This is a genomic window from Pseudomonas sp. 05N431 (assembly GCF_056397005.1).
The window spans coordinates 212,416-233,401 of record NZ_JBFTMN010000003.1 but is presented as its reverse complement, the minus strand read 5'-3'; the positions used below and the strand labels follow the sequence as shown (position 1 = coordinate 233,401).

The 20,986-nt window shown below is 59.3% G+C and carries 21 protein-coding genes and 1 tRNA gene; 5 read left to right on the top strand and 17 right to left on the bottom strand.

The genetic code is table 11. The features are described from left to right. Nucleotides 1-5 precede the first annotated feature (5 nt). The 5 genes from gcvP to AC1DIG_RS06485 all read left to right on the top strand — a co-directional run bounded on the left by gcvP (nucleotide 6) and on the right by AC1DIG_RS06485 (nucleotide 6,782). Nucleotides 6-2,855: an aminomethyl-transferring glycine dehydrogenase gene (gcvP, locus tag AC1DIG_RS06505; RefSeq protein ID WP_477766619.1), complete on the top strand. Its 2,850-nt coding sequence runs from the start codon at nucleotides 6-8 to the stop codon at nucleotides 2,853-2,855. Nucleotides 2,856-3,038: 183 nt separating this feature from the next. Then, nucleotides 3,039-4,415 (top strand): L-serine ammonia-lyase, encoded by a 1,377-nt coding sequence (locus AC1DIG_RS06500; RefSeq protein ID WP_019693241.1) that lies wholly within the window; start codon nucleotides 3,039-3,041, stop codon nucleotides 4,413-4,415. Between the two features lie 41 nt (nucleotides 4,416-4,456). Next, a complete protein-coding gene (gene gcvT, locus AC1DIG_RS06495) occupies nucleotides 4,457-5,581 on the top strand; it encodes a glycine cleavage system aminomethyltransferase GcvT (protein ID WP_477766618.1) in 1,125 nt (374 codons plus the stop codon). 402 nt (nucleotides 5,582-5,983) lie between these two features. After that, complete coding sequence (locus AC1DIG_RS06490; protein WP_007931076.1) at nucleotides 5,984-6,196, top strand: cold-shock protein; 213 nt, start codon at nucleotides 5,984-5,986, stop codon at nucleotides 6,194-6,196. Between the two features lie 97 nt (nucleotides 6,197-6,293). Beyond that, nucleotides 6,294-6,782 (top strand): RDD family protein, encoded by a 489-nt coding sequence (locus AC1DIG_RS06485; RefSeq protein ID WP_477766617.1) that lies wholly within the window; start codon nucleotides 6,294-6,296, stop codon nucleotides 6,780-6,782. 142 nt (nucleotides 6,783-6,924) lie between these two features. Here AC1DIG_RS06485 and nadA read toward each other — a convergent pair whose 3' ends face one another. The 17 genes from nadA to AC1DIG_RS06400 form a co-directional block, all read right to left on the bottom strand. Beyond that, complete coding sequence (nadA, locus tag AC1DIG_RS06480) at nucleotides 6,925-7,983, bottom strand: quinolinate synthase NadA (RefSeq protein ID WP_477766616.1); 1,059 nt, start codon at nucleotides 7,981-7,983, stop codon at nucleotides 6,925-6,927. Nucleotides 7,984-8,246: 263 nt separating this feature from the next. Next, a tRNA-Lys gene (locus AC1DIG_RS06475) sits at nucleotides 8,247-8,322 on the bottom strand. 63 nt (nucleotides 8,323-8,385) lie between these two features. Continuing rightward, entirely contained in the window at nucleotides 8,386-9,078 is a 693-nt protein-coding gene (queC, locus tag AC1DIG_RS06470; RefSeq protein ID WP_477766615.1) for a 7-cyano-7-deazaguanine synthase QueC, read from the bottom strand. A gap of 1 nt (nucleotide 9,079) precedes the next feature. Continuing rightward, nucleotides 9,080-9,727 (bottom strand): 7-carboxy-7-deazaguanine synthase QueE, encoded by a 648-nt coding sequence (gene queE, locus AC1DIG_RS06465; protein ID WP_019693250.1) that lies wholly within the window; start codon nucleotides 9,725-9,727, stop codon nucleotides 9,080-9,082. A gap of 168 nt (nucleotides 9,728-9,895) precedes the next feature. Further along, nucleotides 9,896-10,732, bottom strand: a complete 837-nt coding sequence (gene ybgF, locus AC1DIG_RS06460; protein WP_477766614.1) for a tol-pal system protein YbgF — start codon at nucleotides 10,730-10,732, stop codon at nucleotides 9,896-9,898. 6 nt (nucleotides 10,733-10,738) lie between these two features. After that, entirely contained in the window at nucleotides 10,739-11,236 is a 498-nt protein-coding gene (gene pal, locus AC1DIG_RS06455; RefSeq protein ID WP_054593710.1) for a peptidoglycan-associated lipoprotein Pal, read from the bottom strand. Between the two features lie 52 nt (nucleotides 11,237-11,288). Next, entirely contained in the window at nucleotides 11,289-12,569 is a 1,281-nt protein-coding gene (gene tolB, locus AC1DIG_RS06450) for a Tol-Pal system beta propeller repeat protein TolB (protein WP_477766792.1), read from the bottom strand. Nucleotides 12,570-12,586: 17 nt separating this feature from the next. After that, nucleotides 12,587-13,666 (bottom strand): cell envelope integrity protein TolA, encoded by a 1,080-nt coding sequence (gene tolA / locus AC1DIG_RS06445; RefSeq protein WP_477766613.1) that lies wholly within the window; start codon nucleotides 13,664-13,666, stop codon nucleotides 12,587-12,589. After that, on the bottom strand, nucleotides 13,666-14,118 hold the full coding sequence (gene tolR, locus AC1DIG_RS06440) for a protein TolR (RefSeq protein WP_162174768.1): 453 nt from the start codon (nucleotides 14,116-14,118) through the stop codon (nucleotides 13,666-13,668). Before tolR ends, tolA begins: the two co-directional genes overlap by 1 nt. A gap of 23 nt (nucleotides 14,119-14,141) precedes the next feature. Next, nucleotides 14,142-14,837 (bottom strand): protein TolQ, encoded by a 696-nt coding sequence (tolQ, locus tag AC1DIG_RS06435; protein WP_019693256.1) that lies wholly within the window; start codon nucleotides 14,835-14,837, stop codon nucleotides 14,142-14,144. Next, nucleotides 14,827-15,294 (bottom strand): tol-pal system-associated acyl-CoA thioesterase, encoded by a 468-nt coding sequence (gene ybgC, locus AC1DIG_RS06430; protein WP_427536112.1) that lies wholly within the window; start codon nucleotides 15,292-15,294, stop codon nucleotides 14,827-14,829. The genes tolQ and ybgC overlap by 11 nt, the downstream gene beginning before the upstream one ends. Before the next feature lie 138 nt (nucleotides 15,295-15,432). Continuing rightward, nucleotides 15,433-16,494, bottom strand: coding sequence for a Holliday junction branch migration DNA helicase RuvB (ruvB, locus tag AC1DIG_RS06425; RefSeq protein WP_054593713.1), 1,062 nt, complete (start codon nucleotides 16,492-16,494; stop codon nucleotides 15,433-15,435). Further along, a complete protein-coding gene (ruvA, locus tag AC1DIG_RS06420; protein ID WP_427531680.1) occupies nucleotides 16,495-17,103 on the bottom strand; it encodes a Holliday junction branch migration protein RuvA in 609 nt (202 codons plus the stop codon). A gap of 119 nt (nucleotides 17,104-17,222) precedes the next feature. Further along, nucleotides 17,223-17,747, bottom strand: a complete 525-nt coding sequence (gene ruvC / locus AC1DIG_RS06415) for a crossover junction endodeoxyribonuclease RuvC (RefSeq protein WP_019693260.1) — start codon at nucleotides 17,745-17,747, stop codon at nucleotides 17,223-17,225. Nucleotides 17,748-17,937: 190 nt separating this feature from the next. Further along, nucleotides 17,938-18,684, bottom strand: coding sequence for a YebC/PmpR family DNA-binding transcriptional regulator (locus tag AC1DIG_RS06410; RefSeq protein ID WP_071553665.1), 747 nt, complete (start codon nucleotides 18,682-18,684; stop codon nucleotides 17,938-17,940). A 129-nt stretch (nucleotides 18,685-18,813) separates the two neighbouring features. Next, the gene (gene aspS, locus AC1DIG_RS06405; RefSeq protein ID WP_019693262.1) at nucleotides 18,814-20,589 is read right to left on the bottom strand and encodes an aspartate--tRNA ligase; all 1,776 of its coding nucleotides are present in this window, start codon (nucleotides 20,587-20,589) and stop codon (nucleotides 18,814-18,816) included. Nucleotides 20,590-20,697: 108 nt separating this feature from the next. Then, nucleotides 20,698-20,919, bottom strand: a complete 222-nt coding sequence (locus AC1DIG_RS06400; protein ID WP_477766612.1) for an FmdB family zinc ribbon protein — start codon at nucleotides 20,917-20,919, stop codon at nucleotides 20,698-20,700. Between the last annotated feature and the right edge of the window lie 67 nt (nucleotides 20,920-20,986).

Sequence of the window (20,986 nt, the reverse complement as noted above, 5' to 3'; positions counted from 1 at the left end):
CCGCAATGACTATCAATCTAAGCACCGCCAACGAATTCATCGCGCGCCACATCGGCCCGCGCGCAGGCGATGAGCAAGCCATGCTCAACAGCCTCGGTTTTGACTCGCTGGAAGCCCTGAGCGCCAGCGTCATCCCCGACAGCATCAAAGGCACCAGCGTTCTCGGACTGGAAGACGGCTTGAGCGAAGCCGAGGCCCTGGCCTCAATCAAAGCCATCGCCGCCAAGAACCAACTGTTCAAGACCTACATCGGCCAGGGCTACTACAACTGCCACACGCCATCGCCGATCTTGCGCAACCTGCTGGAAAACCCGGCCTGGTACACCGCCTACACCCCGTACCAGCCAGAAATTTCCCAGGGCCGCCTGGAAGCGCTGCTGAACTTCCAGACCCTGATCAGCGACCTGACCGGCCTGCCGATCGCCAACGCCTCCCTGCTGGACGAAGCCACTGCCGCTGCCGAAGCCATGACCTTCTGCAAACGCCTGAGCAAGAACAAGGGCAGCCACGCTTTCTTCGCCTCGATCCACAGCCACCCGCAAACCCTGGATGTGCTGCGCACCCGTGCCGAGCCGTTGGGCATTGACGTGGTGGTCGGCGACGAACGTGAACTGACGGATGTCAGCGCATTCTTCGGCGCTCTGCTGCAATACCCGGCGAGCAACGGCGACCTGTTCGACTACCGCGAGCTGACCGAACGCTTCCACGCGGCGAATGCGCTGGTGGCGGTCGCCGCCGACCTGCTGGCCCTGACCGTGCTGACCCCGCCGGGCGAGTTCGGCGCCGACGTGGCCATTGGCAGTGCACAACGCTTCGGCGTGCCGCTGGGCTTCGGTGGCCCACACGCGGCCTACTTCTCCACCAAGGATGCGTTCAAGCGCGACATGCCGGGCCGTCTGGTCGGTGTCTCCGTAGACCGTTTCGGCAAGCCGGCCCTGCGCCTGGCCATGCAGACCCGCGAGCAACATATCCGCCGCGAGAAAGCCACCAGTAACATCTGCACCGCCCAAGTGCTGCTGGCCAACATCGCCAGCATGTACGCCGTGTATCACGGCCCTAAAGGCCTGACGCAGATCGCCAACCGCATTCATCACCTGACCGCGATCCTCGCCAAAGGCTTGAGCGCACTGGGCTTGAAAGTCGAGCAAGAACACTTCTTCGACACCCTGACCCTGGCCTCCGGCGCCAACACCGCGGCCCTGCACGACAAGGCCCGCGCCCAGCGCATCAACCTGCGTGTCATCGATGGCGAGCGCCTGGGTCTGTCCCTCGACGAAACCACCAGCCAGGCCGACATCGAAACCCTGTGGAGCGTGCTGGCTGAAGGCAAAGCCCTGCCAGACTTCGCCGCGCTGGCCGCCTCGGTACAAAGCCGCATCCCGGCTGAACTGGTGCGTCAATCGCCGATCCTCAGCCACCCGGTGTTCAACCGTTATCACTCGGAAACCGAGCTGATGCGCTACCTGCGCAAGCTCGCCGACAAGGACCTGGCGCTGGACCGCACCATGATCCCGCTGGGTTCGTGCACCATGAAACTCAACGCCGCCAGCGAAATGATCCCGGTGACCTGGGCCGAGTTCGGCGCCCTGCACCCGTTCGCCCCGGCCGAGCAAAGCGCCGGTTACCAGCAACTGACTGACGAACTGGAAGCAATGCTCTGCGCTGCCACCGGTTACGACGCAATTTCGCTGCAACCGAACGCCGGCTCCCAAGGCGAATACGCAGGTCTCTTGGCGATCCGTGCCTACCACCAGAGCCGTGGCGAAGAACGCCGCGACATCTGCCTGATCCCGTCGTCGGCCCACGGCACCAACCCGGCCACTGCCAACATGGCCGGCATGCGCGTGGTCGTCACCGCCTGCGATGCCCGTGGTAACGTCGACATCGAAGACCTGCGCGCCAAAGCCATCGAGCACCGCGAGCACCTCGCCGCGCTGATGATCACCTACCCGTCGACCCACGGTGTGTTCGAAGAAGGCATCCGCGAAATCTGCGGGATCATTCATGACAACGGCGGCCAGGTGTACATCGACGGCGCCAACATGAACGCCATGGTCGGCCTTTGCGCACCGGGCAAGTTCGGCGGCGACGTGTCGCACCTGAACCTGCACAAAACCTTCTGCATCCCGCACGGCGGCGGCGGCCCGGGCGTCGGCCCGATTGGCGTGAAATCGCATCTGACGCCGTTCCTGCCGGGTCACGCGGCCATGGAACGCAAGGAAGGCGCAGTCTGCGCGGCACCGTTTGGTAGCGCGAGCATTCTGCCGATCACCTGGATGTACATCCGCATGATGGGCGGCGCTGGCCTCAAGCGGGCTTCGCAATTGGCAATCCTCAACGCCAACTACATTTCCCGTCGTCTGGAAGAACACTACCCAGTGCTCTACACCGGCAGCAACGGTCTGGTCGCCCACGAATGCATCCTCGACCTGCGCCCGTTGAAAGACAGCAGCGGCATCAGCGTCGATGACGTCGCCAAGCGCCTGATCGACTTCGGCTTCCATGCACCGACCATGTCGTTCCCGGTGGCCGGCACGCTGATGATCGAGCCGACCGAAAGTGAATCCAAAGAAGAACTGGACCGTTTCTGCGACGCCATGATCCGCATCCGCGAAGAAATTCGCGCGGTGGAAAATGGCACCCTGGACAAGGACGACAACCCGCTGAAAAACGCGCCGCACACAGCTGCGGAAATCGTTGGCGAGTGGGCGCACCCGTACAGCCGTGAGCAAGCGGTGTATCCAGTGGCGTCGTTGATCGAAGGCAAATACTGGCCACCGGTCGGTCGGGTCGACAACGTGTTCGGCGACCGCAACCTGATCTGCGCCTGCCCGTCGATCGAAAGCTACGCTTGATCTATGCAGGGGGGCGGACTCACCCGCCCCTCATGGACACCACAAAATCCTGTGGGAGCGAGCTTGCTCGCGATTGCGGACTGACATTCACCAGGGATGTCGACTGAAAGACCGCTATCGCGAGCAAGCTCGCTCCCACAAGGATTTGTGCCGGTCCCTATAACAAGAAACCGGAGAACAACCATGTCGTTAAGCGTGTTCGACCTGTTCAAGATTGGCATCGGCCCCTCCAGCTCCCATACCGTCGGTCCGATGCGCGCCGCTGCGCGCTTCGTCGAAGGCCTGCGTCGTGAAAACCTGTTGGCGGCAACCACCTGCGTCAAAGTCGAGCTCTACGGCTCGCTCGGCGCCACTGGCAAAGGCCACGGCAGCGACAAGGCCGTGTTGCTGGGTCTGGAAGGTGAACACCCGGACACCGTGAACACCGAGAACATCGCCGCTCGCCTGCTTGAAATTCGCAGCAGCGGTCGCTTGAACCTGCTCGGTGAGCACGTCATTGAATTCAACGAAAAACTCCACTTGGCGATGATCCGCAAGCCATTGGCCTATCACCCCAACGGCATGATCTTTCGCGCCTTCGATGCAGCCGGCATCCAGATCCGCAGCCGCGAGTATTACTCGGTCGGTGGCGGTTTTGTGGTCGACGAAGACGCCGCCGGCGCCGACCGCATCGTGGAAGATGCGACGCCGCTGACCTTCCCGTTCAAAAGCGCCAAGGACCTGCTCGGCCATTGCGCCACTTATGGGCTGTCCATCAGCCAGGTGATGCTGACCAACGAAAGCGCCTGGCGCCCGGAAGCGGAAACTCGTGCCGGCCTTCTGAAGATCTGGCAAGTGATGCAGGACTGCGTGGCCGCAGGTTGCCGTAACGAAGGGATTCTGCCCGGTGGCTTGAAGGTCAAGCGTCGTGCGGCGGCGCTGCATCGACAACTGTGCAAGAACCCGGAATCGTCGTTGCGCGATCCGCTGTCGGTGCTCGACTGGGTCAACCTGTATGCGCTGGCGGTCAACGAAGAAAACGCCAACGGCGGGCGTGTGGTCACGGCGCCCACCAACGGTGCAGCCGGGATCATCCCCGCAGTGTTGCATTACTACATGCGCTTCATCCCCGGTGCCAACGAAGACGGCGTGGTGCGATTCCTGCTCACCGCCGCTGCCATCGGCATCCTGTACAAGGAAAACGCTTCGATCTCCGGCGCCGAAGTCGGTTGCCAGGGCGAAGTCGGCGTGGCCTGCTCAATGGCTGCCGGCGCCCTCTGCGAAGTGCTCGGCGGCACGGTGCAGCAAGTGGAAAACGCCGCCGAAATCGGCATGGAACACAACCTCGGCCTGACCTGCGACCCGATTGGCGGGCTGGTGCAAGTGCCGTGCATCGAGCGCAACGCCATGGGCTCGGTCAAAGCCATCAATGCGGTGCGCATGGCCTTGCGCGGCGACGGTCAGCACTTCGTCTCCCTCGACAAGGTCATCCGCACCATGCGCCAGACTGGCGCCGACATGAAAAGCAAATACAAGGAAACCGCCCGTGGCGGTTTGGCGGTCAACATTATCGAGTGCTGATGCCGACGCATCTGCATCAGTGCAATTTTCAGGAGCTGCATATGTCCACCGAACACCTGTTGAAAACCCCGCTGCACGCGCTGCACATCGAACTCGGTGCGCGCATGGTGCCATTCGCCGGCTACGACATGCCGGTCCAGTACCCGCTCGGAGTGATGAAAGAACACCAGCACACCCGTGATCAGGCCGGGTTGTTCGATGTCTCGCACATGGGCCAGATCCGCCTGACCGGCGCCAACGCCGCCAAGGCCCTGGAAACCCTGGTGCCGGTGGACATCATCGACCTGCCGGTGGGTATGCAGCGCTATGCGATGTTCACCAACCAGAACGGTGGCATCCTCGACGACCTGATGGTCGCCAACCTCGGTAATGATGAGTTGTTCCTGGTGGTCAACGCCGCCTGCAAGGACCAGGACCTGGCGCACCTGCGCCAGCACATCGGCGATCAATGCAGCATCGAGCCATTGTTCGAAGAACGCGCCCTGCTCGCCCTGCAAGGCCCGGCCGCAGTGACCGTGCTCGCGCGTCTGGCCCCTGAAGTGGCGAAGATGACGTTCATGCAGTTCACCCGCGTGACCTTGCTCGGCGTCGACTGCTTTGTCAGCCGTTCGGGCTACACCGGTGAAGACGGTTTCGAAATCTCCGTACCTGCCGCCGATGCCGAAGCCCTCGCTCGTGCGTTGCTGGCCGAGCCGGAAGTCGCGGCCATCGGCCTCGGCGCCCGTGACTCGCTGCGCCTGGAAGCCGGCCTGTGCCTCTACGGCCACGACATGAACACCGACACCACACCGATCGAAGCCAGCCTGCTATGGGCCATCTCCAAGCCACGGCGTGCCGACGGTGCGCGTGCCGGTGGTTTCCCGGGTGCCGAAACCGTATTCGCCCAGCAACAAAACGGTGTCAGCCGTAAACGCGTTGGCCTGCTGCCTCAGGAACGCACGCCGGTGCGCGAAGGTGCGGAAATCGTCAACGAAGCAGGCGAAATCATCGGCAGCGTCTGCAGCGGCGGCTTCGGGCCGACCTTGGGCGGTCCTTTGGCCATGGGTTACCTCGACAATGCTTACATCGCACTCGATACCCAGGTTTGGGCGATTGTACGTGGGAAAAAGGTGCCTTTGCTTGTAAGCAAAATGCCATTTGTTCCACAACGCTACTATCGTGGTTGATTGATTGTTCCTATAAGTAACGCGGTTGCGTAACAGTGCACTAATCTGTAACGCAACCGCCATAAAACAGTGCATGCCTTGATCAGCTACTTCGATTGTGAACCTGGCTTATAACAATCGAAAACAATTGAACAAGGCTATCGAATAAGCCGCACTAACAATCATGCGAAACAGCCATCAAGCCAAGCAATACGCGGCTTCCACGGGGCTTGTTTTTTCTCCCGTAGTTGGCGTAGAGTTTGTTCACTGTGTTTGCATGGGTCGCTTGGAATCGTGACCTGGGCAGTAGCCTACAAGTTAGCTACATCCCGTTCGACGCCTCTTACTCTCCTGCAACCAGCCCCAGTACTCTTTCATGAGAAAGAGACTGTCATCAATTTTTTGCGTCAAAGGAAATAAGAAATGTCCCAACGTCAGAGCGGCACCGTCAAGTGGTTTAACGACGAGAAAGGTTTTGGTTTTATCACTCCAGAAAGCGGTCCGGATCTGTTCGTGCATTTCCGCGCCATTCAGGGCAACGGCTTCAAGAGCCTGAAAGAAGGCCAGAAAGTCACCTTCATCGCTGTGCAGGGCCAAAAAGGCATGCAAGCTGACGAAGTACAAGCAGAAGGCTGATCTTCTGTAACGAAAAAGCCCCTGATGCTGACATCAGGGGCTTTTTTGTACGCGTAATTCCGTAAAATGGCTTCTTTTTTCAGCCGAGAGCCACTCCATGTCGAAACACCTGCTAAGCCCCCAGGGTGAATTCCCCGTCGCCGGCCTGGGCCGTCGCCTGGCAGCGATGTTCTACGACTTCCTGCTATGCACCGCCCTGCTGATCGTCACGGGTGGCATCTACAAGATGGTGCAGATGGCAATCATCGGCGAAGAGAAGATGCGCGCCCTGACCGAGGCCGGCGCGCTGGATGGCGATCCGTTGTTCTCGACCATTTTGCTGTTCGTGCTGTTTGGCTTCTTTGCCAAATTCTGGACCTGGTCCGGTCAGACCCTCGGCATGCAGGTCTGGTGCATCCGCGTGCAGAACGCCGACGGCTCGGCAATCAGCCTGTGGCAGGCGCTGTTGCGCTTTGTGGTGTCGATCGCCTCCTTGCTGTGCGCAGGCCTGGGCTTCTTCTGGGTGCTCTTCGACAAGCAGAAGCGCAGCTGGCACGACATGTACTCCAACAGCCAGTTGGTGCGGATCCCGAAGAAGAAAAAATAACCTGCCAGATGCAAAAACGCCCCGAATACTCGGGGCGTTGATCGTTCCAACGCTCTGCGTGGGAATGCCTCAAGGGACGCTCCGCGTCCAGTGACGCAGAGCGTCACGGGCTGCATTCCCACGCGGGAGCGTGGGAACGATCTCAGGCGTTACCGGCCAGCTTCATCCGCGCTGCCGCCGTGAAGTCGAGCATGCGCTTGAGCGGGCGAATGGCCTGAGGAATCAACGCCGGCTCGACGAAGATCTCGCCCGACCCCTCACGCAGGCACTGTAGCGTGCGCTCAAGGGTGTTCATCGCCATCCACGGGCAATGCGCGCAACTGCGGCATGCCGCGCCGTTACCGGCCGTAGGCGCCTCGATGAAGACCTTGTCCGGGCACAGCTGCTGCATCTTGTAGAAAATGCCGCGGTCGGTCGCCACGATCAGGGTCTTGTTCGGCAGCCTTTGCGCAGCGGCAATCAACTGGCTGGTAGAACCTACCGCATCGGCCAACTCGATCACCGCAGTCGGCGACTCCGGGTGCACCAGAATGGCGGCATCCGGATACAGCGCTTTCATGTCTTCCAGCTGCTTGGCCTTGAACTCCTCGTGAACGATGCAGGCACCGTCCCAAAGCAGCATATCGGCGCCGGTCTGGCGCTGAATGTAGGTGCCCAAGTGTTTGTCCGGGCCCCAGATGATCGTTTCGCCGTTATCCATCAGGCTCTCGACAATCTCCAGCGCGCAGCTGGATGTCACCACCCAGTCTGCCCGCGCTTTCACCGCTGCCGAGGTGTTGGCATACACCACCACCGTGCGCTCCGGGTGCTGATCGCAAAACGCCGAGAACTCGTCGACCGGGCAACCCAGGTCCAGCGAGCAGGTCGCTTCCAGGGTCGGCATCAGCACGCGTTTTTCCGGGTTGAGGATTTTTGCGGTCTCGCCCATGAACTTCACACCGGCAACCACCACGGTCTTGGCCGGGTGCGCATTGCCGAAGCGGGCCATTTCCAGTGAATCGGAAACACAGCCACCGGTTTCTTCGGCCAGGGCCTGAATGATCGGATCACAATAGAAGTGAGCAACCAGCACCGCGTCCTGAGCCTTGAGCTCGGCGGCGATGGCACTGCGGTAATAGGCTTGCTCTTCGGCACTCAGCGGTTTGGGCTGTTTGGCGTCGAGGTGGGCTTGTACCAGAAGGCGTTCGGAAATTTGCGTCATGATCGCAAGACCTGCGGGCGCTTTCGCGCGTAAGTCGAGTATACACCCGGCTCCGGACCACAAAAGGTACCGCCGGGAGAGTGAGTATTCATCAGGCACGGACAGCGTTGAAGCTGCGCAAGGCTACAGAATATCCCCGAGATGCAAAAGATCATTCTGACCTGTGTCACGCGGAGCAGCACCCGAATTGAGCCAGGCTCAAATCGCGGGCAAAAAAAAACCCGGAAATCCTCACTTACGTGGGCCTTCCAGATTTTTTAAAATGGTGGGTCGTGTGGGATTCGAACCTACGACCAATTGGTTAAAAGCCAACTGCTCTACCAACTGAGCTAACGACCCGCTGTGTGGTGGCGCGTATAATACTGATTTTTAAGGACTATTCAACACCTAATTTGAAATAAATCAAAAATAAACGGTTGGGTCGCTGATTCCGGCCGCCAGGAAGCCTTCTGCACGCAGACGGCAGCTGTCGCACTTGCCGCATGCGCGGCCGTTATCGTCTGCCTGATAGCAGGAAACCGTCAGTGCATAGTCGACGCCAAGCTTCACGCCCGCCTGGACAATCTGCGCCTTGCTGAGATTTTGCAGCGGTGCCTGGATACGGAAACCGTTCCCCTCTACCCCGGCCTTGGTCGCCAGGTTGGCCATGCGCTCGAAGGCTTCGATGAACTCGGGACGGCAATCCGGGTAACCGGAATAATCCACCGCATTCACGCCGATAAAAATGTCGCGAGCGCCGAGCACTTCGGCCCAGCCCAAAGCCAGGGACAGGAACACGGTATTGCGGGCCGGCACGTAAGTGATCGGGATACCTTCGCTCGGCGCCTCAGGCACATCGATGGAACTGTCGGTCAATGCCGAACCACCAATGCCGTTCAGGTTCAGGCCAATCACCTTATGCTCGATCACGCCCAGATCACGCGCTACACGTTCGGCAGCTTGCAACTCGGCGCGGTGACGCTGACCATAGTCGAAACTCATGGTGTAGCAGCTGTAACCGTCAGCACGGGCCATCGCCACAACTGTGGCCGAGTCCAGACCACCGGACAGCAGGATGACCGCACGTTTTTCAGTAGTGTTCAGTTGTTCAGCCATTTCAGCGCCCCGGCTCGTCGTTCCAAAGATATTTATGCAGCTGCAATTGCAGGCGCACTGGCAGATTGTCCGCGACAATCCAGTCCGCCAGGTCGCGCGCGCTCAAGTCATGGTGACTCGGCGAGAACAGGACTTCGCCGGCACGCTGGTCAAGACCGTACTGAATCAGCTTGGACACCGCCCAGTCGTAGTCTTCGCGAGAGCAGATCACGAACTTGACCTGATCGTTGGCCGTCAGCAGTGCGATGTTCTCGTAGAGGTTGCGATGCGCTTCTTTCGACCCTGGTGTTTTCAGGTCGAGCACTCGGCTGACCCGCGGATCGACCGCCGAAATATCCAGGGCGCCACTGGTTTCCAGCGACACCTCGTAACCGGCGTCACACAGCTGCTTGAGCAAAGGAATGGCATTGGGTTGTGCCAACGGCTCACCGCCAGTGACACAAACGTAGCGCGGACGAAAACCGGCCACTTGTTCGAGGATATCGTCGAGCGGGCGAACGGTGCCGCCAGTGAAGGCATAGGCGCTGTCGCAGTATTGGCAACGCAATGGGCAACCGGTCAGGCGCACAAATACAGTGGGCAGCCCAGCAGTCCGCGTTTCACCCTGCAACGAGTAAAAAACTTCGGTAATTCTCAATGTGTCTTGCATAGTCGCCACGGGCGTAACAGCTAAACAGGCTGTCCGCCTCCGTCAGGCACTTAAAGGAACCCCGCCAACGCGCAGATCCCTAAAAGCGGTGTTTCATAAAAAAGGGGGTGAATTCTAACGAAAAAACCCGCGGCAAGCGCGGGTTTCTTGTAAACGGCTCAAACAGCCTTACATGCGCTGCAGATCGCGTTGAGCCAGCTGAGCGGCGGACGTACCCGGATATTGGGAAACCACCTGCTGCAGAATGCCTTTGACCTTGTCGGTATGACCCAGGCGGCGCTCTACGTCAGCGAGCTTGTACAGCGAATCAGGCACTTTGGCGTGCTTGGGGTACAGCTGCGAAACCTTGGCGAAAGCCTGACCTGCACCTTGCAAGTCGCCCTTGGCCAGGTTCACTTCGCCCAACCAGTATTGGGCATTGCCCGCGTACTGACTGTTCGGGTATTTGCGCAGGAATGCCGCAAACGCCTGGCTGGCCTTGTCGAAATCCTTGGCTTTGATCAGGTCGAAGGCCGCATCGTAATAGAGCTTTTCCTTCGCCGGATCACCCGGTTCGCTGCTGGCCGCAGGGGCTTGAGTGGCAGCACTCGCACCTGCACCTGCTGCTGCACCGGCGGCATTCATATCGCCACCGGCTGGAGAATTTTGAGGAGCCGCAGCGGGTGCACCGCCGGTTCCAATACGCCGATCAAGATCCTGGTATCGCTCCAGGTTTTCCTGCTTCATGCGCGCTACATCATTTTGCAGAACTTCGATCGCACCTTGTTGGCGTGCGAGTTGTTCCTGCATTTGTTGCAGTTGGTTGAACAGCACGCCCTGTGCCGAGGCAGGGGCCGTAACCCCTCCCCCGGCATAGGCGCCGTTCGTACCGTAACCCGCAGGCGGATAACTGCTCCCGCTATTGTTATAACCGGAGTTGTCATCGACCACAGGAACCGCAGCCCACACCGCAAGCGGTGCGAGGCTGAGAGCCAGAACAGTTACAGCACGACGGCACGTTCGCATGACGAATTACTTACGCAGTTCGACGCGACGGTTTTGAGCCCAGGACTGCTCGTCGTGGCCAGTAGCAACTGGACGCTCTTTACCGTAGGAAACCAGTTCCAGCTGAGCTGGGGAAACACCTTGCAGTACCAGGTAGCGTTGAACGGCTTTCGCACGACGCTCGCCCAGTGCCATGTTGTACTCACGAGTACCACGTTCGTCGGTGTTGCCTTCCAGAACAACGCGAGCGCCGTTTCCTTTCAGGTCTTTGGCGTGAACGTCCAGAGCGCGCATGGCTTCTGGCTTCAGGTCCGAGCTGTCGTATTCGAAGTAGAAGGTGGTGATTGCGCGCAGAGCAGCTTCTTCGCTCAGGGAGCCGTCAACTGCACCAGTGTTAGCGCCGTAACCAGCGTTTGGATCTACAGCGCCTGCACCGGCGTTGTCGCCGCCTTTGGACGAGCAACCTACAGCTACAGCCATGGCCAGGGCCAGCGCAGCAAACTTACCAAACTTCAGCATTTCCATCGTGAAACTCCTAATGAACCCCAATGTGTTAAGTAAAACGTGTAGCGCCGCGTCAGTTCAGGTAAGGGGACCAGGAAGGTTCTCTGACTTCGCCTTGAGCGGTAGGAAGCGGGAGCCTTACGCGTCCATTGATGGACACGAGCATCAAGACTCCCCGGCCCTGCTGGGCGGTGGCGTAGATTACCATGGTGCCGTTGGGCGCAACAGTGGCTGACTCATCTAGGTTGGTGTCTGTCAGGATCTTTACACTACCGCGCTGCAAATCCTGAGCCGCCACCCGGAAATTGGTGAAGCCATCCTGACGGTGAATCATGACAAGCGTCTTCTCGTCAGCCGACAGTTTCGGGTTGGCGTTGTAGTTACCGATAAAGGTCACACGCTCCGCACCACCACCATTGATGTTGGTCTTGTAGATCTGCGGCTTGCCGCCACGGTCGGAGGTGAAGTAGATGGTCGAACCATCCTTGCCCCAGAACGGTTCGGTGTTGATGCCAGGGCCAGCCGTCACGCGAGTGATCTGACGCGAACCCAGGTTCATCACGTAGATGTCCGGGTTACCGTCCTTGGACAGCACGAACGCCAGGCGCGAACCATCCGGCGACCAGGCTGGCGCGCCGTTGAGGCCTTCGAAGTTGGTGATCTGCTCGCGGCGACCGGTGTCGATGTTCTGCATGAAAATGCGCGGACGCTTCTGCTCGAACGACACATAGGCAATGCGCTTGCCATCAGGAGCGAAACGCGGCGACAGGATCGGCTCACGCGATTGCAGCAGGGTCACGGCACGAGCACCGTCGTAGTCCGAACGCTGCAGGGTGTAGCGCGTGTTGTTCACCGAAAAACGCTCAGCCGTTACATACAGCAGACGCGTGGAGAACGCGCCCTTGATGCCGGTCAGTTTTTCGAACGACTGGTCGGAGATGTAGTGCGCCATGTCGCGCAGTTGATCGACGCCACCCGACACGCTACCGGTCAGCACTTGCTGCTCGGTCGCGACGTTGAACAGTGCGTATTGCACCTGCAGGCGACCGCCCGCCGGAACGATGCTGCCGACCATGATGTACTGGGCGCCCAAGGCCTTCCAGTCACGGTAGATGACTTCGCTGGCCTGAGTCGGCTGGCTGATCATGTTCTGCTTCGGAATCGGCGAGTAGTAACCCGAGTTGCGCAGGTCGTTACCGATGATTTCCGCCATGTCGTCCGGCAGGACGCTACCGCCCTGCCAGCCAAATGGAACGACCGCAATCGGTGTTGCCCGGTCACTGCCGCTGGTGACCAGAATGTTCTTTTCATCTGCTGCCGCTATCCCTGCCATGCAGCAAATAACGACAAGCATTCCTCGAAGAAGGTTTCTCACAAGGCTAGATCCTCAGGTGTGAATGTCATCTTGAATGAACGATAGGGAGCGAAATCGCTCGGTTTCATTCCCTGCATTTCTGTCAAACGTCCAATATTCTTGACCGCCGCTACAGCCGAAGCGTCAAACGGACCATCGCCACTGGACTTGGCCACGCCGACCGAAGTCACCGTACCATCGGGCAACATGCCGATTTGCAGCACGACCGTCATGCCTTTGCGTGCCGAAGGAGGACGAGCCCAACCTTCCGCTGCCCGAGCACGAATCAGATCATCGAAACTGCCCGCGGTTTCATCGCCCTGCTCATCGGCCAAGGCTTGCTGACGCTGCGGAGTGTCGGAAAGCAAATCAGCCAGGGCCTGAGCCTTTTTCTCTTCGGCAGATTTACGCGCCGCTTCCTGCGATTTTTTCTTCGCAGCATCGGCAGCAGCTTTCTTCTTCGCTTCCTCGGCGACTTTTTTCTTCGCCTCGTTTGCTTCAGCTACCTTCTTGGCGTCTTCCGCGGCTTTCTTCTTCGCGTCTTCGACTATCTTTTTCTTCGCTTCTTCAGCGGCCTCTTTCTTGGCCTCTTCTTCAGCGGCTTTCTTGGCTTCTTCTTCAGCTTTCTTCTTGGCTATATCAGCCAATTGTTTCTGTTCGGCCTTTTTGGCTTCGGCGGTCTTCTTCGCTTCATCGGCTTTCTTGGCTTCATCAGCCTTTTTCGCCTCTTCCGCTTTCTTCGACTCGTCGGCCTTCTTGGCTTCCTCGGCTTTTTGAGCCGCCGCTTCTTTCTTTTGTTCCGCAGCCTTCACCGCTTCCTGCTCGACCTTCTTCTGTTCCATCTGTTCGACTTCGGTCTGGCGCGCAGCAGATTTCTGCGCTTCACCCGCAATCTTCTGATTGGTCTGGGTGGTCGCCCGACTTTTCGATTTCAGTTGGTACAGGGTCGCCTGGACGATCGGCTTGGCCGGCGGCAGTTCCGGGGTCATGGAAAAACTGACGAACAGCATGCCAAACACCAGCACGTGCAGGCCGATCGCCCAGACACTAGGCCAGAAGTAGCTTTCCGAGGCTGTCGGCTCTCGCTGTTGCTGCATCAGGGCGCCTCGGTAATCAAGCCAACATTACCGACCCCGGCTTTCTGCAACCCACCCATGGCGCCCATGACGGAGCCGTAATCGACGCTCTTGTCGCCACGAATGAAGACCTGGGTGTGCTTGCCGTTTTCATTACCGGCGCTGATGATTTTGGTCACGGCGCTGGTCATCTGCGGCAGGGTCATGGCCCTGTCCTGCTGCTTATCGGTGTCGACTTCGCTGCCAAGGTTCCAGTAATAGGTCTTGTCAGCCTTGATCGAAATGGTCAGGACCTGGGTGTTGTTGTCTTGCGGCAAGGCTTCACTGGAAACCTTGGGCAGATCAACTTTCACGCCCTGATTGAGCATCGGTGCGGTCACCATGAAGATGACCAGCAGTACCAGCATCACGTCGATGTAAGGCACCACGTTCATCTCGGCAACCGGCTTGCGCTTTTTGCGAGCTCGAGCGATTAAAGCCATTGGGAATTACCTGCTTATTCTTCGCTGGTGTGCACTTTGCGGTGCAGGATCGCCTGGAACTCGTCGGCGAAGGTGTAGTAACGGCTAAGCAAGGTTTCGCTGCGGGCAGAGAAACGGTTGTAAGCGATAACAGCCGGGATCGCCGCGAACAGGCCGATTGCCGTTGCAACCAGTGCCTCGGCAATACCTGGAGCCACGGTGGCCAGGGTCGCTTGCTGGGCAGTTGCCAGGCCGCGGAAGGAGTTCATGATGCCCCAGACTGTACCGAACAGGCCGATGTACGGGCTGACGGAACCGACGGTCGCAAGGAACGGCAGGCTCTGCTCGAGCTTTTCTTCTTCGCGGGAAATGGCCACGCGCATGGCACGTGCCACACCTTCCATGACCGCTTCCGGATCAACGCCTGGCTGCTGACGCAGACGGGAGAATTCCTTGAAGCCTGCACGGAAGATCTGCTCTACGCCGGAATCCGGGTCAGGGTTGCTGCCGGCCTGACGGTAGAGTTTGGACAGGTCGATGCCGGACCAGAAGCGCTCTTCAAAGCTCTCCAGGGCACGTCGACCGGCGCGCAACAAGTTGCTGCGCTGAAAGATCATGATCCACGAGGTCACCGATGCGGCTACCAGGATCAGCATTACCAACTGCACCACAACGCTGGCATTGCTGACCAGGCTCCACATGGAGGAATGGTCGACGACGTTAGCTTCCACGCTTTATCTCCTGCTCTGAGTGTGTACCCGCGCCGCTCACGCCGGCAAAGGCCGCACGTAGAGCTTCGGGAATGGCCCGGGGTTTCAAACTATGGGTGCGCACACAGGCCACCAAAAACTGCCCTTCGCAGAGCAGTGCATTATCCGCGGCTCGCCTGACCTGCTGTTTAAAGCGCAGGCTGACGCGGTTCAATTCGATTACTTCTGCACTTACCAGAAGCTCGTCGTCCAGTCGCGCCGGCGCGTGATAGCGCGCTTCGCTGGAATGCACGACGAACAACAGGTCCTCACCAGCAAGCTGCGATTGGGCAAAGCCCAGCTCCCGTAGCCGCTCGGTTCGAGCCCGCTCCATAAACTTAAGGTAATTAACGTAATACACGATGCCGCCGGCATCGGTGTCCTCGTAATAAACGCGACAACGATGTGCGAACGACTCAAGCCCGTTTTGCGCGCGCATACTCTAGTGGTTACTCCTCAGGTTGCCAATCCGGCCAGGCAACTGTTTTTCATTCTCGAACGACTTTCGTGCGAAAGATCGGCAATTGCAGTCCCGTAGGACCGCACAAAGCCGAAATAAATCGGCACGCAGTGGTCGTCATTCGTCTACTGCATCAAGAAACTCGTCTGGCACGGGCATTTCACCTAACCGTGACGGGATATTCAAACCGAAATGCAGGTACGCATGCCGGGTCACTACCCGTCCACGCGGGGTCCGCATGATATAGCCTTGCTGAATCAGATAGGGCTCCAGCACATCCTCGATGGTGTGCCGCTCTTCGCTGATTGCCGCCGCGAGACTGTCCACCCCGACCGGGCCTCCATCGAACTTCTCGATCATGGTCAGCAGCAGACGCCGGTCCTGGTGATCGAAGCCACGCTCGTCGACGTCCAGCAGGTTCAGCGCCAGATCGGCAATCGGTTTAGTGATATGCCCCTTCGCCCGGACTTCGGCAAAGTCACGCACCCGGCGCAACAGGCGGTTGGCAATACGCGGCGTACCACGGGCCCGACGAGCGATTTCAAAGGCGCCCTCCGGGTCCAGCGGCAAGCCGAGGATGTTCGCCGAGCGACTGACGATGGTCGCCAGATCCGCCGTGCTATAGAACTCCAGACGCTGAACGATACCGAAACGGTCACGCAACGGATTGGTCAGCATCCCGGCGCGGGTGGTGGCGCCGACCAGGGTGAACGGTGGCAGGTCGAGCTTGATCGAACGCGCCGCCGGCCCTTCACCGATCATGATGTCGAGCTGGAAGTCTTCCATGGCCGGGTACAGCACTTCTTCGACAATCGGCGACAGCCGATGGATCTCGTCGATGAACAGCACATCATGCGGTTCGAGGTTGGTCAGCAGCGCCGCCAGATCACCCGGACGCTCGAGGACCGGCCCCGAGGTGCTTTTGATCGACACGCCCATTTCCTGGGCAATGATGTTGGCCAAGGTGGTTTTACCCAGCCCCGGCGGACCGAAGATCAACGTGTGATCGAGGGATTCGTTGCGCCCGCGGGCAGCCTGGATGAACAGTTCCATCTGCTCGCGAACGGTCGGCTGGCCAATGTATTCGGCCAGGCTGACGGGACGAATCGCGCGGTCCTGGACTTCTTCGCGGTCACGGGGGCCACCCGTGGCGGCAATCAGACGATCAGCTTCAATCACTTAAATCATTCCCTTCAGGGCGCGACGAATCAGGTCTTCACTGCTCAAGCCTTTCTCCTTGATGGCAGAAATCGCCTTGCTGGCCTCCTGCGGCTTGTAGCCCAGGGAAATCAACGCACTCACCGCGTCATTTTCCGCGGTGGCCACTGGCATAGGCGCATCCGGCTGATTAGGCACCAGTGCGAACATGCTCGGCACAGTTTCCCAAGCCTTGAAACGATCCTTGAGCTCTACCAGCAAACGCTCGGCAGTCTTCTTGCCGACGCCCGGCACCTTGGTCAACGCCGAGGTGTCCTGCGCTTGCACGCAACGCACCAACTCATCGACTTCAAGGCTCGACATCAATGCGAGTGCCAGCTTGGGGCCCACGCCATTGAGGCGGATCAGCTCACGGAAAAAATCACGCTCACGCTTGCCAATGAAACCGTAGAGCAGCTGTGCGTCTTCACGCACAACCAGATGGGTGTGCAAGGTGATCGGCTCTCCGACCGACGGCAGTCGATAAAGCGTGGTCATCGGCACTTCCAGCTCATAGCCCAGACCATTTACATCCAGAATCAGGTGCGGCGGCTGCTTCTCAGCCAAGGTGCCGCGCAAACGTCCAATCACGTTTCAAATCCTTAAGCGTTGGCCAGAACTGGCTGACGAGTACCAAAGTGAGCGTGGTTGCCGACAAAACAGGCGCAAAACGCTCAACGGACAAAATGAGTGGGGCTGATGCTATCAGATCAGAGGCGAAGGCGACCGCCGCGACTGCGAGCCGTGCCCAGACCATGAGGTAACAGGCTGGATCGCGTGTGAGCATGACAAATGGCGATTGCCAGGGCGTCCGAGGCGTCGATTTGCGGTTTGCTGGTCAGCTTCAGCATGTGCATGACCATCATCTGCACCTGCTCTTTATTCGCCGCCCCCGTCCCGGTCACCGCCTGTTTGACCTGGGTTGCGGTGTATTCGGCGATTTCCAGGTTTTCTTCGGCGCCGGCAACGATGGCCGCGCCGCGGGCCTGGCCCAGCTTCAGGGCCGAGTCGGCGTTACGGGCCATAAAGACCTTTTCGATCCCCATGGTGACCGGGCCGTAGGTCTGGATAACTTCACGCACACCGCGGTAAACAATTTGCAGCCGCTCATGCAACTCGCCGCTGCCGGTACGAATACAGCCCGAGGCCACGTACACGCAGCCACGACCGGTATCGCGTACCACGCCGTAACCGGTAATGCGCGAACCGGGGTCGATACCAAGAATTAAAGTCATAACGCCTGCGGGTTAAGAGAGTGAGGCCAGCACAGAGCAGGCTGTGCCGGGTGCACATTTTGCAGCCCTGCCGAAAACCCTGTGGGAGCCGGGCTTGCCCGCGATAGCGGTAGAACATTCAACATCAATGTCGAGCCTGCCGACGTCATCGCGGGCAAGCCCGGCTCCCACAGCAGATCTGCGTCGCCCGTCAGCCCAGTTGCGCGGCCACCGACTCCGGAATATCCGCATTGGAGTAAACGTTCTGCACGTCATCCAGGTCTTCGAGCATGTCGATCAGCTTGAGGACTTTCTCGGCACCTTCCAGGTCCAGTTCGGCACTGGTGGTCGGCAGCATGACGATTTCCGCGTCATGACCTTTGAAGCCAGCAGCTTCCAGGGCATTACGAACCGAGTAGAAGCCAGCGAACGAAGTGAACACGTCAATCGAGCCGTCTTCGTGGGTGACCACATCATCGGCGTCGGCTTCCATGGCGGCTTCCATCAACGCGTCTTCGTCGACGCCCGGCGCGAAGGAAATCTGCCCCTTGCGCTCGAACAGGTAGGCCACCGAACCGTCGGTCCCCAGGTTGCCGCCACATTTGCTGAACGCGTGACGGACAGCCGCTGCGGTGCGGTTGCGGTTGTCGGTCATGCACTCGACCATCACCGCTACGCCGCCCGGACCATAACCTTCGTAGCTCAGCTCGACCATGTCGTCGGTGTCGGCAGCGCCAGCACCACGAGCGACTGCGCGATCGATGATGTCACGGCTCATGTTCGCGCCAAGGGCTTTATCCAGCGCCAGACGCAAACGCGGGTTGGAGCCCGGATCACCGCCACCCTGACGGGCCGCGACAGTCAGTTCACGAATCCACTTGGTGAAAATCTTGCCCTTCTTGGCATCCTGACGTTCTTTGCGGTGCTTGATGTTCGCCCACTTGGAATGACCCGCCATAACTCGCTCCAAATTCTCTTTAAAACAATTCTCTATAAAACAATGCCCGCACGCCCATGAAGGCGAGCGGGCAACACAATCTGGATCTGACACCCTGGCGCATCGAGCGATGTGCCAGGGTGCTCAGTTTTACTCAGCCTTAGGCTGTTCGCGCAGACGAATGTGCAGCTCGCGCAGCGCCTTGGCATCGACCAGGCCAGGAGCCTGAGTCATGACGCAGGCAGCACTCTGGGTTTTCGGGAAGGCGATCACTTCACGGATCGACTGGGCGCCGGTCATCAGCATCACCAGACGGTCGAGGCCGAAAGCCAGGCCACCGTGCGGCGGCGCGCCGTATTTCAGGGCGTCGAGCAGGAAGCCGAATTTCTCTTCCTGTTCCGCTTCGCTGATACCCAGCAGACGGAAGACCGATTGCTGCATTTCCTTGCGGTGGATACGGATCGAACCGCCACCCAGCTCGGTACCGTTCAACACCATGTCGTAGGCACGGGACAGAGCGGTCGCCGGGTTGGCTTCGAGCTCTTCTGGCGTGCACTTCGGTGCGGTGAACGGGTGGTGCAAGGCGGTGAAGCTGCCGTCGTCGTTCTCTTCGAACATCGGGAAGTCGACAACCCACATCGGTGCCCACTCGCAGGTCAGCAGATTCAGGTCGTTACCGACCTTGATCCGCAGTGCGCCCAGCGCCTCGCTGACGATCTTGGCCTTGTCGGCACCGAAGAACACGATGTCGCCATCAACCGCGCCAACGCGATCGAGGATCACATTGAGGTTGGCTTCAGGGATATTCTTGACGATTGGCGACTGCAGGCCTTCAACGCCCTTCGCGCGCTCGTTGACCTTGATGTACGCCAGGCCCTTGGCACCGTAGATGCCGACGAACTTGGTGTAGTCGTCGATCTTGCTGCGCGGCATGCTCGCCCCGCCCGGAACGCGCAGAGCGGCGATACGGCTTTTCGGGTCGTTGGCCGGGCCACTGAAGACCTTGAAGTCGACTTCCTTGAGCTGGTCGGCAACGTCAACCAGTTCCAGCGGGTTACGCAGGTCCGGCTTGTCGGAACCGTAACGACGCATGGCCTCGTCCCAGGTCATGTGCGGGAACTCACCGAATTCCAGACCCAGCACTTCCTTGAACAGGTTGCGGATCATGCCCTCGGTCAGGCCCATGATCTCGGCTTCGTTGAGGAAGCTGGTCTCGATGTCGATCTGGGTGAATTCCGGCTGACGGTCGGCACGCAGGTCTTCGTCGCGGAAGCACTTGGCGATCTGGTAGTAACGGTCGAAGCCGGCGACCATCAGCAGTTGCTTGAACAGCTGCGGCGATTGCGGCAAGGCAAAGAAGCTACCAGCGTGAGTACGGCTCGGTACCAGATAGTCACGCGCACCCTCTGGGGTGGCACGGGTCAGGATCGGCGTCTCTACGTCGAGGAAGCCGTTCTCGTCCAGGTAGCGACGGATGCTGGTGGTCATGCGCGAACGCAGGCGCAGCTTCTCGAGCATTTCCGGACGACGCAGGTCGATGAAGCGATAACGCAGGCGGGTTTCTTCGCCAACGTCGGAGAACTCGTTGAGCGGGAACGGCGGGGTTTCCGCTTCGTTCAATACTTCCAGCTCGTAGCCCAGCACTTCGATCATGCCCGAAGCCATGTTGGCATTACCGGCACCGGCTGGACGCAGGCGCACCTTACCGGTGATCTTGACCACGTATTCGCTGCGCACACGGTCGGCGGCGGCGAAGGTGTCGGCGCGATCCGGATCGAATACCACCTGGGCCAGACCTTCACGATCACGGATATCGAGGAAGATCACCCCGCCGTGGTCACGACGACGGTGGACCCATCCGCAAAGAGTAACTTCCTGACCTTCCAGGCTTTCGTTCAGTTGGCCGCAATAATGGCTGCGCATCATGGTAGTGGTTTCACTTCTCGTAATTCGAAATTCGTTTGGAGGCCTTGCCGCACCACCACACTTCAATAAGGTGCCTGATGATGCAAGAGCTCACGCGTGTCGTTCAACTTAGTCAGCTTTGTCGCCGCCGGCCAGATTCTTCTTCGAACCGGTTTTGAAATCGGTCTCGTACCAGCCGGTGCCGCTGAGGCGGAAGCCTGGCATGGACAGCATTTTCTTAAGCTCGGGTACCTGGCAGGCAGGGCAGTCGACCAACGGTGCTGCGCTGATCTTCTGAATGGCTTCCAACTGATGACCACAGGAAGCACATTGATAGTCGTACATCGGCATGGGGTTGTCTCGGCAATCAGATTATTACCGCGCAAACGTCGGGTTTCGCGGCAAAGGGCGGGATTAT

Coding starts and splice junctions, on each gene's coding strand:
- AC1DIG_RS06400 (WP_477766612.1), bottom strand. CDS start 20,919: ATGCCGATGTACGACTATCAATGTGCTTCCTGTGGTCATCAGTTGGAA.
- ruvC (WP_019693260.1), bottom strand. CDS start 17,747: ATGACTTTAATTCTTGGTATCGACCCCGGTTCGCGCATTACCGGTTAC.
- tolB (WP_477766792.1), bottom strand. CDS start 12,569: ATGCTTGTCGTTATTTGCTGCATGGCAGGGATAGCGGCAGCAGATGAA.
- AC1DIG_RS06500 (WP_019693241.1), top strand. CDS start 3,039: ATGTCGTTAAGCGTGTTCGACCTGTTCAAGATTGGCATCGGCCCCTCC.
- AC1DIG_RS06410 (WP_071553665.1), bottom strand. CDS start 18,684: ATGGCGGGTCATTCCAAGTGGGCGAACATCAAGCACCGCAAAGAACGT.
- tolA (WP_477766613.1), bottom strand. CDS start 13,666: ATGCAGCAACAGCGAGAGCCGACAGCCTCGGAAAGCTACTTCTGGCCT.
- nadA (WP_477766616.1), bottom strand. CDS start 7,983: ATGACGCAAATTTCCGAACGCCTTCTGGTACAAGCCCACCTCGACGCC.
- queC (WP_477766615.1), bottom strand. CDS start 9,078: ATGGCTGAACAACTGAACACTACTGAAAAACGTGCGGTCATCCTGCTG.
- gcvP (WP_477766619.1), top strand. CDS start 6: ATGACTATCAATCTAAGCACCGCCAACGAATTCATCGCGCGCCACATC.
- gcvT (WP_477766618.1), top strand. CDS start 4,457: ATGTCCACCGAACACCTGTTGAAAACCCCGCTGCACGCGCTGCACATC.
- AC1DIG_RS06485 (WP_477766617.1), top strand. CDS start 6,294: ATGTCGAAACACCTGCTAAGCCCCCAGGGTGAATTCCCCGTCGCCGGC.
- ybgC (WP_427536112.1), bottom strand. CDS start 15,294: ATGCGCGCGCAAAACGGGCTTGAGTCGTTCGCACATCGTTGTCGCGTT.
- ybgF (WP_477766614.1), bottom strand. CDS start 10,732: ATGCGAACGTGCCGTCGTGCTGTAACTGTTCTGGCTCTCAGCCTCGCA.
- pal (WP_054593710.1), bottom strand. CDS start 11,236: ATGGAAATGCTGAAGTTTGGTAAGTTTGCTGCGCTGGCCCTGGCCATG.
- AC1DIG_RS06490 (WP_007931076.1), top strand. CDS start 5,984: ATGTCCCAACGTCAGAGCGGCACCGTCAAGTGGTTTAACGACGAGAAA.
- aspS (WP_019693262.1), bottom strand. CDS start 20,589: ATGATGCGCAGCCATTATTGCGGCCAACTGAACGAAAGCCTGGAAGGT.
- queE (WP_019693250.1), bottom strand. CDS start 9,727: ATGCAAGACACATTGAGAATTACCGAAGTTTTTTACTCGTTGCAGGGT.